The organism is Mycoplasma sp. 5912 (assembly GCF_054353835.1).
Genome location: NZ_JBTHHI010000005.1, coordinates 1 through 14,869, shown reverse-complemented (window position 1 = coordinate 14,869; position 14,869 = coordinate 1). Strand labels below are relative to the sequence as shown.

Below are 14,869 nucleotides of genomic sequence, written 5' to 3'. Positions count from 1 at the left end.
TATACAATAATTTATTTTATCTAAATTATATTCATATAAATTGAATCAACTTGTGAATAACTTTGAAGTTATCCACATTAAATCCAGTTTTTGCTAAATAATAGTCTTAAAAATAAAACAGACTAATAAATGTGCAAATATTTTTACATTATATGCAAAATAAATATTATAAATATGTAAAAATATTTTAATTTATAATTTTCAATTTATAATTTAATAGAGTTTAAGACTCAGAAAGGGTGTATTATGCAAACGATATTAAAGATGTTACATTTAGATAACATCGAAAGTATGTCACCTAAGAAAAAGTTATTCTATGGATTATTATTATGAATTTCAATTTCTTTTGGTTATACACTGTTTGTTGTAAATTTTGGTTTTAGTGGATTGCTCAATGGCGGCGGAAAAGGCACACCTGGAGTTCTAGGACATTTTAATATAGAAAATAATGCTGCATTTCAGCTAACTAATCAAGCAACTAACTGAGGTATTACGATAGGTCGCGGGATTGGTTCAATATTAGTTGCTGTTATTTTAACTAGATTAGCACATCGTTGGACAGTTATTATAGCATTTATTTTGACTTTAATAGGTATTCCAGCGCAATGAATTTTTCCGGCTTCTCAAGGTGGATATGTAGGTTTTGTTATCTTTAGAACTTTGATGGCTATCGGTGGAACAATGTTGATAATTCTTACTCAGCCAGTTGTTGCTAGATTCTTTAATGCAAAAACTAAATCAATAGTTTCACAATTTGGAATTTGATTCTTCCCTCTTGGTTCAATTATTACAGTTGTAACATTTTTGGCAGCAAATCCTAATGATGTAAAAAGTGCATGACAAATCATTTTTACTGTAATTAGTGCATTAAACATTATACCATTGCTTATTTTCATTTTTGTTGGTTCTAGATTCGGTATCAAAACAGAACAAGAGCGAGCAAAAGAACCTAATCCATTCGTATTTTTATGAATGTATTTGAAGAAAAAACAAACATACATTTGAATTTTAGTTTATGGTGGATGATTATGTGCTGTTGTGCTCCCACAGGTATTATCTAAAAGATTATTTATTGATTTAACAACACTTAGAAACCTTGATAAAGCAACAAAAGAAATTGCTTCTGCTCAGTTAGAAAAACTCATAAATATTTGATTAGTTATTTATTGAGCAGCAGTGTTTTTAGGTCCTATTACAATCGGACTTTGATCAAGATTTAAATTAAAACGTAAACTTTATCAAGTATTTGCTTTAACATTTGGAATATTATTTTACATATTCTCTATGGTTGTATTTACTAAATGAATTGTTCCTTCAAATGGTAGTGTTGGTTCACAAGTAATATTCTACATTTTTGCATTTATCACTGGATTATGTCTTTGAGGAATTCAAGGCGTTATGCTTAATCTACCACACGAATATCCAGAACGTGATCCACAAACCATTGGTTGAATGTTTAGTTTAATTTGAGGATTTGGATACTTAATGTTTACAGTTGGATTAATTATTATTTCAGCTGTTACATTAATTGGCAAGAGTGTAAATCCAGTTGCTGCAGGACAAGTTGATCCAAATACACTTAAATATTCAATAATTCAGTTTATCTTAATTATTGTCTTTGGATTGATTTCTGTACTTGGTACCTTGTTGCTTCGCGAACCAGATCCAAATGCAGAATCGATGCCAAGTTGAATGAAAAAGATCTTTAGTTTTTTAGGTAAAAAAAACCTAGATAAAAATTAAACAAATACATTACTTTAAAACAACAACTCCAAGGAATTGTTGTTTTTTAACAAAATACAAGAATAAATTATATAATTAAATTATTAAGGAGTTATATGAGTGCAACTGAAAAAGCAATTATAGATAAAATAATAAATGAATCATTAGATAAAATAATGGCAGAAAGATTTGGTCGCTATGCAAAATATGTTATCCAACAACGAGCATTACCAGATATTAAAGACGGGTTAAAACCCGTTCAAAGGCGGATTTTATATTCAATGTATGGATTAGGTCTTGATTATGATAAGTCTTATAAAAAATCAGCTAGAGTAGTAGGTGATGTTATCGGTAAATACCACCCACACGGTGATTCATCGGTTTATGAAGCGATGGTTAATATGTCACAGTCTTGAAAATCAAATATTCCGTTACTTGATATGCATGGGAATATCGGGTCAGTAGATAATGATCCTGCTGCTGCAATGCGTTATACCGAAGTAAGATTATCAAAAGTATGTCAATATATTTTAAATGATTTAAAAAAGAATACTGTTGCATTTATTCCTAACTTTGATGATAGTGAGCAAGAACCTGCTGTGCTACCATCAATTTTCCCTACATTATTAGTGAATGGAGCAAAAGGAATTGCTGTTGGTATGGCTACTGATTTACCACCACATAATCTTGGTGAAGTCATTGATGCTACTATTGCAAAAATCAAAAAGCCTTATATAACCTTAAAAGAAGTTCAAAAATACATTTTTGGACCAGATTTTCCGACAGGTGGGATTATCAAAGGAATCAAAGGGATTAATGATGCTTTTGAATTTGGTAATAATCCAAAAGAAAAAATACATTTATATAGTAAATGTAATTTATATACAAAAGATAATTATAAGTATATAGAAATTACACAGATTCCCTATGGAGTTGCTAAATCAGCATTGGTATATGAAATTGATTTATTAATTAACAAAGGTGAAATCGATGGGGTAATTGAAATTAAGGATCAATCTGATCGAAATGGAATAAATATTCTTATTACGATGCACCCAAGTGTTAATGAACAAAGTGTGTTATCATATTTATACCAAAAAACACAACTTAAGGTTTCTTATTCATATAATAATACTGTAATTCAAAACAATCAACCTAAACTTTTATCTCTATTAGATATGCTTGAAAGTTATTCATTGCAAGTTAAGAATATAAAAACCAAGACATTGCAATATGATTTAACAAAGAACAAATTACGTTTAGAAATTGTTAAAGGTTTTATTAAAGTTTCTGAAATTACAGATAAAGTTATTAAAGTTATCCGTCAATCAGAAGGTTCAAAAGCAGGTGTGATAAAAGATTTGATGCATTATTTTGCATTTAGTGAAATTCAAGCAACAGCAATTGCTGAGTTAAGATTATACCGTTTAAGTAAGACAGATAAACAGGCATATTTAAAAGAAAAAGAAGATTTAGAAAAAGAAATTGCTCATATTGAACAACTGCTTAGTGATCCACAAAAATTTAATAATTTTATTATAAAAATACTTAATGAAATTAAAAAAGAGTTTGCTAGTCCGAGAAAAACCTTGATAGAAACTGAAAGTTTTGATTTTTCATATAAAGAAACCGACTTAATTAAAGAAGAAGATGTTTATATTTGTGTTTCGCAAAATGGCTATATTAAAAGATTTAGTCAAAAAACACAAGAAAATAATAATTTAAGCAATTATTATCTTAAGGAAGATGACAACATTATTCATATATCTAAAATGAATACAATGCATAATTTACTAGTGTTTACTAATTTAGGTAATTACATAATTCTACCTATTCATAAAATAACTGAAAATAAATGAAAAGATTATGGAACATCTTTAAAAGAACTTTTCAACCTTAAAATAGATGAAAAGATTATCTCTGTGATTGAAGTAGCAGATTGAAATTCTGATTTATTTATTGTCACTGGAAGCAAAAACGGATTTTTCAAAAGAACCAAATTAAGTGATTTTGCTGTCCAAAGAGTTAATAAAACTTATGTAGCAATGTCTTTAATTGATAATGATATTATGCTTGGTGCTTATTTATCAAATAACCAAAACCATCTTTTAATAGTTTCCGATGAATCACTAATAACTTGCTATCCTGAAATAGAAATTAATACTTATGGAACCAAAGCAAAAGGGATAAAAGGTGTTTACTTGTCACTCAGTGATAAAGTTAGTGATTTTAGAATAATTAATTTAGAAGATGAATATTTATTTGTTTCAAAACAAGGTTATTGAAGCAAAATAAAGGGCTCAAAACTACCTATAACATCTAAATCAATAAAAGGAAAAAAAATAGCAGGAATCAAGGAATTAGGTGCTAATATCAAAGTTGCAAATATTAGCAGAAAACAAGAATTACTAATCCAATCCATAGAACATAATTTAATTAAATACTTAGGATATATAGAAATAAAAGAAAAAACAAGTTATATAGATTTTAATAATATTCAACATATTTTTATCAATGATATTCAGAAGCAAGAAAATATTGATCCATTAAGTGATTTTAGTGTTAAAACAATAAAAAAACACGATGAAAATATAAAAAAATCTGAAGAAAAAGTTAAAGAAAAAGAAAAGGATTTAGATTCTTTGCTAGATCGTGTGGATAAATTATTAGGATTAAAATAATATGGATAAAAAACACTTATACCATGTATTCAAAAGCGAAATATTGAATTTACATTCGATAAATGATATAGCAAAGTTATGAAACCTACATACTGGGACAATAAATCGTTGAATTTTAAAGCAAGAAGTACCAAGCAACTACTTTAACCATATAAATAAACTTTTAAATCATAAATATCAAGCTGATTTTAATGAGCAGCAGTATTATAAAAATATGGATCAGTTTTTTACGCCAGTAAAGGTTGCTAAACAAATGATTGAAAAAACGGTTAAATTTATTAAAAAACACTATGATATAGACTTAAAAGAATATGACTTAATAGAACCATCGGCTGGAAATGGGAGTTTTTCTAATAATTTTCCTAAGGAATTATTTAATCAAACTTATGCATTTGATATTGAACCACAAATAGAGAGTATTATCAAACAGGATTGATTAGAATATTATCCTAAAAACGAAAGAAACATTGTTATTGGAAATCCACCCTTTGGACTTCGTGGACAACTTGCTTTACAGTTTATCAATCATGCAGCAAAATTTTGTGACTTTATATGTTTTATTTTACCTCCACTCTTTAATTCTAATGGTAAAGGATCACCGATGCTAAGAATAAACAAGAATTTTTATTTAGCAGCAGAATTTAAGGTAAATGATGACAAATTTCATTATCCAAATAACAAGATTATTAATGTTAAAAGTATTTTTCAGATATGAACAAAACTACCATCTCATAGTGTAAAACCAATTAAACCACCCAAAAAAGTTAGTGACTGGATAAAAGTATATTCTTTAAGTAATGGCTCTACACCGAGTTCAAAAAGAAATGTTAAAATGTTGGATAAGTGTGATTATTATCTACCATCTACAACATTTTCAGAAGTTAGTTTAGAAACAAGTTTTTCTAAATTACCACATAATCGAGGATATGGTATTGTTATTTTAAAAGAAAAACAAAGAATACAAAAAATAATTGAAAGTGTTGATTGAAAATCTAAAAGTTTTAAATCGACAAACTCTGCTAATAATCTTAGAACACAACTTATTATTGATGCTATTGAAGAACGGATAAAAAATGATTAAAAGTATTTATGAAGAATTGATTGAATTAATTGATGAAGAAATTAATAAGCATCCTTGAAAATTAACGGATAAATTTGCAAGTATAAGAAAAATCCAAATTGATCAAAGAGGTAGAGTTGGAGAAAAGTTTTTTACAACTATATTTAAGGAATTAAATAAGGAAGTTATCTATCAACAAGATGGATTCGGTGATTGAGATATAGTAGTAGATGGAGTTAAAATCGAAATAAAAACCGCTACCTTGGATGTTAGTAAGAAATTTCAACATGAAGGGATTAAAGAAAATAAGTCTTGGGATGTTATAGCATTCTTGGATATTGCACCAAATGACTTATATATAAGTTTTATCCATAAAGATGATTTTAAGTTTGGTTTGCAAAAAGTTAAAAATGATTTAGTTATAAAATACGGGACAGTAAAAATTAATGGTAAGATTCAAAATATTCATTTTAGAGGCAAAGAACAAACAAGTAAAAGGGCAACAGGATCAGGTTATAAAGTAGATTTTAAATTAGAGGATTTAAAAATTACAAGAACTCTTAAGGATATCGAAAATATCTATGAGCAAGCGATAAAAGAAAAACCACACTAGTGGTTTAAACTTTTTTACATATTCAAAAGTAAGTATTATCAGCAAATTCTATAACTTCTTTTGTTTCGTTATAACTTTCATCTCTATTTATTATAGAAATGACTTCAAAACCATTTTCAGTTAGCAAATTAACCAGTTCATCTTTATTATAAAGGTGAAAGAAATCATAAAAACCATCTTCGTTTTTAAAAATTAAGTCTCCTTTGCTTTCAATTTTAAATTCCTGAGTTTGTTGAATGTTTTCTAGTTTTAATCTTTGTCTATATTTTTCTTCATCTCTTAGGTGTGCTGTAAAGATGAAGATTCCGTTTGGTTTTAATGTACGATAAATTTCTTTTAATGCCAGAATACGAGATTTTTCAGATGGTATTCCGATAAAACCGTTAAAAGAAAAGAAAGTATATTCAAAAAAGTTGTTTGGGAAAATTAAATCACAAGCATCCATATATTTAAATCGAATTGTATTATTAGGGAGCAATTTTGCTATTTGCAATGCTGTATCAACCATTTCTTTTGAAATATCAATAGCATAGATATTTTGATATCCTAATTCTTGTAGATTAAATGATGTTCTACCTGCTCCACAACCTAAATCCAGTAAATTTTCTTGCTTATTTCTAAATCACTTATTAACTAAATCTAATTCAGATGTTCATAAACCTACATTAGTAATAGCTAACGAATATTTTAAAATACTAGTATTTTTTGAAAAGACAGATTTAGCGTTTTTCAAGTGCATCCAATCTTACTGAACCAATTACGTGATGAACAATATTTTTTTCTTCATCATAGCCGTTATCAGAAAGATCACTATATGAATTTCTTACTCCTATAGGTGTGATAACATCAAAATTAAAAGTTACATTGTATCCATTTGTAGTTGATTTTTTAATTATAACTTTCATATTTTGAATTGTTTTATCAGATGCGGAACTATTTATATTTTGATTAAGTCTACTAAAGTATGGATATAACACAAATCCTTGTTGTAAACCGATGTAATTTTTAGTGTTTAATGAAGCATACGTCACTTTATATGCACCTAATGGATCAGTTACATCAACTAATAATTTATCAAATATCTTTTTAGTGATAAGAGCAAGTTGCACGTCACCTATTTCACTTGTGATATCTATATCTGCACTAGGATTTTTATGCTTGTCAATTGTTTGTTTTAAATTATTGTTTTGTGTAATAATTGATGTTAAGTCTGCTGCTGTAATAAAGTAAGAAACTATATCGTTTTGCATATTAACATCTTTTTGTAGTTTTCTTAAACCATTAAATTCAAATTCTTGATTAATACTTGCTTCATTTGAATGATTATCATGTTGATTTTCGATTAATACTTGAATTCCTAAGGTTCCTGCTTCATCGTTGAATTTAACACCTGTAATTTTATATTCATATAAGTTTTCTAATGATTTATTTTTTTCTAAAAACTGTGTTTTTAATGAATCATTTAAGGAAGCCACCCCATTTGTAAATAAGCTAGTATTTTTATTAAATAGTTGTTCAAAATTAATAATTGTTTCATCTTCTTTTGCCTGCATTTGTAATTCATTATATTTATTTGGATCTTCTGAATACATTAACATATAAGCAAGCAACGATGGAAAGAGTCTAGTTACCTTATCGGTAAGTGTTTTTTTGCTTAAAAAACTTTCTTTTTGGTTTGTTTTTGATGTAGAATTATTTACTTTAAAACCATTTATATTGAATCTTAAAGTTTTTTCTTCAATATTTGGATTTTTAGTAGTAAATGTTAATGCAATATTATTTATTGTTCCATTATTTTGGTTTGTATAAAAATCATTATTTGTATCAGTAAATGCTACATTATATTTATTCTGTAGTTCATTATTAATATTTAGTATGCTAAGTAAATTGCTTTTTTCAGTTTTTAATTTTAATCATGCTGCAGCAGAATCATGTTCTTTGTAGAATTTGTTTGCATTAGTTATAGTGATATTTTTTTGTAAGTTTATAACATCAGAAAAATCATTTTTCATTATTGATTGCTGTGGGTTAGTTTTAGATGTATCAGGGTGCTTTTGGATTTCTCTTATTTCTTGTTCGCTTTGCTTACTTGAATCGGTATTAGTTTTGTTTTCTGAGTTATCTGGTGTTTTAACATCTTTTGAAGTCTCATCGTTCTTTGGTTTATCAATTGGTTGTTGTTGCTGCTGTTGACTATCTGAAACTGGGGTTTTTGGTTTAGGAGTTGATGATTCATCATTTTTAGGTTCATGATTTTCTGGATTACCTTGTTTTTTTGATGGATTGTTGGGTTGTTGATTAGGTGGTGTATCGACAGGTTTTTTTATTTCAATCGGAGTTTCTTTAATTTCTTTTCTTGGTTTTTCTTGCGTTTTATTAGCACAAGCAACTGCTAAAATAGGTGCAGTTGCTAATGATGATAGTAATCAAAATATTCGTTTATTCTTTTTCATAGATAAATTCTATATTATATTTACACAAACAAAAATTTTATTTTCATATTATTTTCGTAATCTTAGTTAAATTATCTTAATTATTTGTTGTTATAAATCCAATCTTTGCTAAGATATAATATAATATACATAGAAACGGAGATAAAATGTATAAATACAAAGCAAAATTATTATCTAGCAATGAAGTCATTGCAAAAGCTAATTCATTAGAAGAATTAGAAGGTTTAATTAAAGGTTTCCGTCGTGGACAAAAACATGGCTTGCATACACAAGGAAATGAAAAAATTGAAATTATTCATGTTGAAAGAGATAACCTTAAAGGCGAACATTATTCAAAAGAAGTAGTTATTAAAACAGTTTAAATATCATAAAAGCAAGGGAACTTCCTTGCTTTTAATGCATTTTTTCTTCCAGTTTATCAAGTTTTTGTATGGTATGTTTAATTGTATCATAAACTGATGTTCTGGTTGTAGCAACAATTTCAGCAACTTCTGCATACGAGAGATCTTGATAAAAATATAACTGAAACAGTTGTTGTTGATTTTGTGTTAAAAAATTACGATATTTTTCAAATAATTTACTGTATTTTGTTAAATTTTCTAAACTCTTCTTAGACATCAATTAAATCCTTAGTCATCTGATAGATAAATAACTCTAAATCGAATTCTTGTAAGTCAGTTAGTTTTTCACCTAAACCAACATATTTAACTGATAAACCAAATTCATCTTTTATAGATAAAACAATTCCACCCTTAGAAGTTCCGTCCATTTTAGTTAAAATAATACCAGTTAAATCAGCAATTTCTTTAAAACTTTTTGCTTGTGATAATCCGTTTTGTCCTGTAGTTGCATCTAAAACAAGCAATGATTCATGTGGAGCTGATGGTTCAAATCTCTTGATGATGCCAACCATTTTCTCTAATTCTTTCATTAAATTTACCTTGCTTTGTAAGCGTCCAGCAGTATCAATGATTAATAAATCGTATGATTCATTTTTTGATTTCTCTAATGCTTTATAAACAACAGAAGCAGGGTCCTCACCATTCTTAGTTGGTTTGATAATATCAGCACCAATGCGTTCAGCTCAAATTCCTAATTGATTTACTGCACCTGCTCTAAATGTATCAGCAGCAGCGATTAATACTTTTTTACCATCATTTATATATTTATAAGCAATCTTAGCAATTGAAGTAGTCTTTCCAGAACCATTTACTCCGACAAAAATAAACACATTTAGCCTGTTGTCTTGATAATCTAATTGTGTATTAGTTACTGAATCATTTGTATAAATTAAAAACATTTGATCAGCAACTATTTCACCAATAAGCTTTGGATCATCGATATTATTGGTTTTAACCTCCTTTTTAATTCTTTCAAGCATAACATCAACTAATGAAGAATTGATATCAGACATTATTAAAAGCTCCATTAATTCGTCAAAAAAATCTTCATCAATTTTTAAATGTCGATTTTGAATCTCGAGAAGTTGCTTACCAAAATTTGAACTACTTGAAAGGCCACTTTCGTATTTTCTAAATTTTTCACTATTAATAATTTCTTTTTGTTTTTGGATCTCTATTTCTTGCTGTTTTTCTTCAATTGTTTTTTTATCTCGTTTAAAAACCTTATTGATTAAATTCTTAAAAAAGCCCATTATTCTCCTAAAATTATGTATAATAGATAATATATAAATATTTTAACAAAAAGCAAGTTAAAAAAATAAATAATTTTTTTCTTTGAAAAAAAACTCTTAGTGCTATAATTAAATAGTAAATAAAGATGCGAGTATAGTTTAATGGCAGAACTTCAGCCTTCCAAGCTGACTATGAGGGTTCGATTCCCTTTACTCGCTCCATTTCAAATAATTGACCAATAACAAGTTTGCTTGTTATTTTTTTTAAAAACTTCACATATGTGCAGCCTATATAACTTTACCAATAATTTGATATCAATTTATTGTCCAAATTCACTAAAGTAGGACACCGTTGTGGTACCAACCCAGCTTCTTACTTTATATTAATCTTTTCTTCTTAGTTATATAATAAACAACATAATAAGTTGATAAATTTTATAAAATCTCATTTTTTACAAAAATCCATAGTTATAACTATGGATTAAATTCATCTAACTTATTTTGTCTATTTCTTTTGGATTCTGATTTTCATTAATAATTTTAACTATTTTGGAATAAATAGGATTTATTTTTTGTAAGAATAAAAATGCCTCTTGGTGTTTTTGAACTAGATTAACTAAAATAGCATTTTCTTTCTTTTTATAATCCGCATCTTTTGAATCAGCAACTTTTGAAATATTATTTGAAATTTCTTTCATAAGCAATATTGCTTGTTTTAAAACAACATCATTTGTATCAAGTTGTTTAATGATTTTGCTAAATGTAATAAAAATTTGCTCTTTATAATTTTTAAGTAATTCTAGATGGTTATAAGTTCTAAAGATTAAATACTCATTTATAAATTCTTTGATGTTCTCTTCGTGTAATTTTTTTGTTATTTTATTTATCTGTTTATTGTCTTTTGGGTTTTTTTGTTTAGTATCACTAATAGGATTAACTGGAACGACAGGAAAACTGTGTAATTTTTGTTGCTCTTTATATTTTACAGAAATAATGACATTATATTTGTTTATAATATTCTCAAATACTTCAAATTCTTGTTTATATAGATTATTGTATTCTTGCTTTAATTTGACGATTTCATCATTTAGATTTTGTGGTGTCTTAACTTCTGTGCTGTTGATAAAAGTAATTAATTTGTTTCAAATTTTAACTAAGTTATCCACATTTTTTGGTTCTAAGTTTACTAAGTTGCTGTGAATTTCACTTAAAAAATCTTTTGATGATTCATTATTAATATTTGCTTGGTATGAGACAAGCTGTTGTTGTAAAGTCCTACTTATTTGAGCAAGTAGATTTTCCTTTCTGGTTGTAAATTTAACTTCTAGTCTTTTATTAATAGGTTCTAAATCAGGAAGTTTATGGTTTTCGGTATTTTTAGGATTTTTGATAATATCAGCCTTTGAATCTTTCATTTTTGATTCATCGTCTTTTTTAACACCAGTTCCTTTATCATTAAAAATATTTGTCTTTGTTTGAATAAAATTATTTTCGTTATTTGAATTTATACTAAAAATAACTGCTGCTGATGTTGTTGCAGCAGAAATAACTGATGTAGTAATTCAAAATAACTTCTTTTTAGTTGACATTACAACCTCTGAATACTTATATATAATACTACTTTTTATAAATAAAAAACAGTTTTTTACCTGTAATCTAAACCATAAATATTTGAACCATATGAACCATAATTATTTATATTAGAGTAAGTATTAGGGATTGAGTTTGATTTACTTCTTGCTCATTGAGACACCCTTGAATTCATTTTAGAGATAATGTTTAAATATAGTTCTAATATTTTTTTATCTTCGGGTGTGTTATGTTTTTTTCTCTAAAGCATTTGCTTCATTTTGAATTTTATTAAGGTCAATATTACCTGTTAAAGCAGAAGAAGTAATTTTATGAGATAAACTTTTGGTATCTTCAATAAAAGATTCCAATCTTTTTAATTCATTAATATCGTTAACTTGCTGTAACCCCTCAAGAGCAGCCTGTTTCATTTCATTAGTTAAGTCAGCAGGAAAAGAAATATGAATACCTAATGAATTATTAATACTAGAACTTTGTGATGTTATTAATGTAGTAAATTTTTGAGCAAGGTTCTGCTTTATAACATTAATATTTTCATTATTTTTAGCGATCTGTCTAATATCTTCTTCGTTTGTAGTTCCTTGATGTGACTTTTTACTTGCTTCTTGACTATTGTATATCGGAGCACAGGCAACTGTTAAAGCAACAGGTATTATAACAGAAGCAGCAGTAAAAGAAGAAATAAATTTTCGTTTTAATGTCATATTTTCCTTATTTAAATAGTAATATTTATAATTTACTTACCCTATAAATTCAAACTACCAGAAATATTTTTGGTTAGTGATTTAGTGATAATTGGAGTAATTTTTAGATATATATTAGATATTGTTGTCATAAGTTGAACAGCATCGCTCCCGTATTTTTGTTGAAGTTTACTTACTCCACTTGCTGCATTTGGTGTATTTCCTGATATATAAGCTGATGTAGCTTCTTTTGTATCTTTTAGATATTCAATAAGTTTTTGCACAAAAGCATCATCTTTACCAGCTAAATCTTTTATCACTTCTGCTCTTACTTCTTCTTTAGTTTCAGCATCGATACTAAATGAAACTCCACTTACACCTAATGAAGATAATGTATTATTGTTCTTATAAATATTTTCATAGTTATTTAATATTTGATCTGCTACTTCTCTTTTTGCTTCTTCGCCAGTTTTATGACTTCCTGAATTGCAAGATACAACTAAAGCAATTGGTGCTAATGCGGAAACACTTGCAGATATAAAGAGTAATTTGTTCTTAATTATCATATTTCTCCTTAATTTCTTTATTATATCATATACGTAGATTTATATTCAAAATTATGTGTTTGTTTTGGTTTTAAAATTCGTTTTAAAAACAAGGTATAAAAAGAAATGAAACACCTTAAAATTATGCAAAAAAAATACTACAAAGCAATGTTTTTGCATAATTTTAATTATAATCAACTCAAAAAATCTTACATATTCGAAAATACTATATAATATTATTTGCATATATAGAAACATTTACATAAAATTATGTTATTTTCTTACAAGAAAGGAAAATATGTTTGCGAGATTTAAATCATTCACCCCTAAGCAATGAATAGCATTAACGATTTTGGCTGCTGCTGATGTATTTGTTATTGCAATTCCGTATTATCTTAGAAATATTATCCCAAACTTTAACCAAACCTTAGGTATCCGAGAGGATCAACTTGCTAATTTGATAACAATTATAGGTATAGTTAAGTTATTGACTCAACTACCAGGAGGTTTTTTAGCTAACAAATATAGTTCGAGATGACTGTTATTTGGAGCCTGTGTCACTACTGCTTTGATTTCATTTTGATTCGGGGCTGCATTATTAACTACTAAAAATTATACTTATGATAATAATGAAGGATTATATATACAATATGCAATTATTTGAGGATTATGGGGTATAAGTTCCACACTAATCTTTTGAGCACCACTTTGAAAACTTGTTTCACAACAAGCAACTAAGGAAAATCAAGGAATTGCATATGGAGTAGTTAATTCATTTAATGGTATTATTGGATTTATTTTTGTATGAGTGTTATTGTTTTTATTTATTAAATTATGATACCCAGTAGTTAAAGAAAATCCAGCAAGCAATCAAGGTGTACCGTTTTCAGTTTTTGTGTTTATTTTAGCAGTATTTTTATTAGCAATTGCTGTGCTTACCTTATTTTTTGTTCCTGAAAAACCAAGAGAAAAATCCAATAAACCCAAAACACCATTTACATATGCAAAATTGAAGGCAGCATTATTTTCATTTTGAAAATCAATCCGTAATTGAAAATTATGAGCATTAGCTTTCTTTATAATGGGAATGTACATCTTCCAATCGGTGGTTCCATTTTATGCTCTGCAAATGATGACAAATGAGTATCATGCACCCCAAACATTGGTATTGATACTAACTGGTTTGATAGCATATGTGTTAAGAATCTTCATTTCTTGAATAGTCGGAATCTGAGCAGATAAAAGCCGTTCATATACATTATTTTTAATTATCGCTACTACATTGGCACTTATTTCGCTTGCAGGAACCATTTTAATAGGATATATAAAAAGTTCTTTTGTGGTAATTGGAATTAGTAGTTTATTATTTGTTGTAATTGGGACCTGTGTGTGAGCGATGGCTACATTACGTTATGCACAAGTTAATGAAGTTCATATTGAAAAAGGAACCTATGCTTCATCGGTTGGTATTATGTCATTTATTGGTTCATCATCAGATGCTTGATTTTCACCTATTTTAGCAGGTATTGGAAAACATTTTACAACCGATGGAACACCAAATCCAAGTTTACAAGGATATCGTATCATTATCTTAGTTGCTTTATCAGTAGCATTCTTAGGATTTTTATCAGGTGTAATAGTATTTTTAAGCAATACCTTGGAACTTAAAAGACTTGGTAAAACAGATTACAAATGAAGAAAACTTGAAAATTAGTATTTAATAGCTAGGTTATTAACCTAGTTTTCTTTTAGTTGCAATAAGGTGTGGAAAAAATAAAATATAATTTAAACAAGGACATAAAAATTAACAGAAAATTAACATTGTATCATCTCTGCATATTGCTGAGGTGATTTTCAATCTAAAACAGATTGAATTCGTTTTGTATTAT

Annotated in this window: 13 protein-coding genes and 1 tRNA gene; 7 read left to right on the top strand and 7 right to left on the bottom strand. The window is 27.4% G+C overall.

Translation table 4 applies throughout. The annotated features are described in order from the left end of the window. The first annotated feature begins 246 nt into the window (after positions 1 to 246). The 4 genes from ACXYRP_RS02305 to ACXYRP_RS02290 all read left to right on the top strand — a co-directional run bounded on the left by ACXYRP_RS02305 (position 247) and on the right by ACXYRP_RS02290 (position 6,076). The gene (locus ACXYRP_RS02305; protein WP_458614723.1) at positions 247 to 1,743 is read left to right on the top strand and encodes a hexose phosphate transporter; all 1,497 of its coding nucleotides are present in this window, start codon (positions 247 to 249) and stop codon (positions 1,741 to 1,743) included. A gap of 95 nt (positions 1,744 to 1,838) precedes the next feature. Then, a complete protein-coding gene (locus tag ACXYRP_RS02300) occupies positions 1,839 to 4,403 on the top strand; it encodes a DNA topoisomerase (ATP-hydrolyzing) (protein WP_458615129.1) in 2,565 nt (854 codons plus the stop codon). A gap of 1 nt (position 4,404) precedes the next feature. Then, the gene (locus tag ACXYRP_RS02295; RefSeq protein ID WP_458614244.1) at positions 4,405 to 5,484 is read left to right on the top strand and encodes a hypothetical protein; all 1,080 of its coding nucleotides are present in this window, start codon (positions 4,405 to 4,407) and stop codon (positions 5,482 to 5,484) included. Then, on the top strand, positions 5,477 to 6,076 hold the full coding sequence (locus tag ACXYRP_RS02290) for a hypothetical protein (protein ID WP_458597630.1): 600 nt from the start codon (positions 5,477 to 5,479) through the stop codon (positions 6,074 to 6,076). Before ACXYRP_RS02295 ends, ACXYRP_RS02290 begins: the two co-directional genes overlap by 8 nt. Positions 6,077 to 6,080: 4 nt before the next feature. Here ACXYRP_RS02290 and ACXYRP_RS02285 read toward each other — a convergent pair whose 3' ends face one another. Beyond that, positions 6,081 to 6,809 (bottom strand): class I SAM-dependent methyltransferase, encoded by a 729-nt coding sequence (locus tag ACXYRP_RS02285; protein ID WP_458614243.1) that lies wholly within the window; start codon positions 6,807 to 6,809, stop codon positions 6,081 to 6,083. After that, positions 6,796 to 8,529, bottom strand: a complete 1,734-nt coding sequence (locus tag ACXYRP_RS02280; protein WP_458615128.1) for an LppA-related lipoprotein — start codon at positions 8,527 to 8,529, stop codon at positions 6,796 to 6,798. Before ACXYRP_RS02280 ends, ACXYRP_RS02285 begins: the two co-directional genes overlap by 14 nt. Before the next feature lie 146 nt (positions 8,530 to 8,675). Here ACXYRP_RS02280 and ACXYRP_RS02275 point away from each other — a divergent pair, with 146 nt between their 5' ends. Then, positions 8,676 to 8,891 carry an MAG6790 family protein gene (locus tag ACXYRP_RS02275; RefSeq protein WP_435130013.1) on the top strand — a complete coding sequence of 72 codons (216 nt, stop codon included), beginning with the start codon at positions 8,676 to 8,678 and terminating at the stop codon, positions 8,889 to 8,891. A gap of 31 nt (positions 8,892 to 8,922) precedes the next feature. Here the strand turns inward: ACXYRP_RS02275 and ACXYRP_RS02270 are convergent, their stop codons facing one another. Continuing rightward, positions 8,923 to 9,147, bottom strand: coding sequence for a sigma factor-like helix-turn-helix DNA-binding protein (locus ACXYRP_RS02270; RefSeq protein WP_435130016.1), 225 nt, complete (start codon positions 9,145 to 9,147; stop codon positions 8,923 to 8,925). After that, positions 9,140 to 10,183 carry a signal recognition particle-docking protein FtsY gene (gene ftsY / locus ACXYRP_RS02265; RefSeq protein ID WP_435130018.1) on the bottom strand — a complete coding sequence of 348 codons (1,044 nt, stop codon included), beginning with the start codon at positions 10,181 to 10,183 and terminating at the stop codon, positions 9,140 to 9,142. Before ftsY ends, ACXYRP_RS02270 begins: the two co-directional genes overlap by 8 nt. A 127-nt stretch (positions 10,184 to 10,310) precedes the next feature. Here ftsY and ACXYRP_RS02260 point away from each other — a divergent pair. Then, a tRNA-Gly gene (locus ACXYRP_RS02260) sits at positions 10,311 to 10,384 on the top strand. Positions 10,385 to 10,653: 269 nt separating this feature from the next. Here ACXYRP_RS02260 and ACXYRP_RS02255 read toward each other — a convergent pair. From ACXYRP_RS02255 to ACXYRP_RS02245, 3 genes are all read right to left on the bottom strand, one after another. Then, positions 10,654 to 11,751 carry a hypothetical protein gene (locus ACXYRP_RS02255; protein ID WP_458615127.1) on the bottom strand — a complete coding sequence of 366 codons (1,098 nt, stop codon included), beginning with the start codon at positions 11,749 to 11,751 and terminating at the stop codon, positions 10,654 to 10,656. Positions 11,752 to 11,979: 228 nt separating this feature from the next. Next, positions 11,980 to 12,456, bottom strand: a complete 477-nt coding sequence (locus ACXYRP_RS02250; protein WP_458615126.1) for a hypothetical protein — start codon at positions 12,454 to 12,456, stop codon at positions 11,980 to 11,982. Positions 12,457 to 12,497: 41 nt separating this feature from the next. Further along, on the bottom strand, positions 12,498 to 13,001 hold the full coding sequence (locus tag ACXYRP_RS02245; RefSeq protein ID WP_458615125.1) for a hypothetical protein: 504 nt from the start codon (positions 12,999 to 13,001) through the stop codon (positions 12,498 to 12,500). Positions 13,002 to 13,278: 277 nt separating this feature from the next. On the opposite strand from ACXYRP_RS02245, the gene ACXYRP_RS02240 reads away from it, so the two are divergent. Next, complete coding sequence (locus tag ACXYRP_RS02240; RefSeq protein ID WP_458615124.1) at positions 13,279 to 14,694, top strand: MFS transporter; 1,416 nt, start codon at positions 13,279 to 13,281, stop codon at positions 14,692 to 14,694. The last annotated feature ends 175 nt before the right edge of the window (positions 14,695 to 14,869 follow it).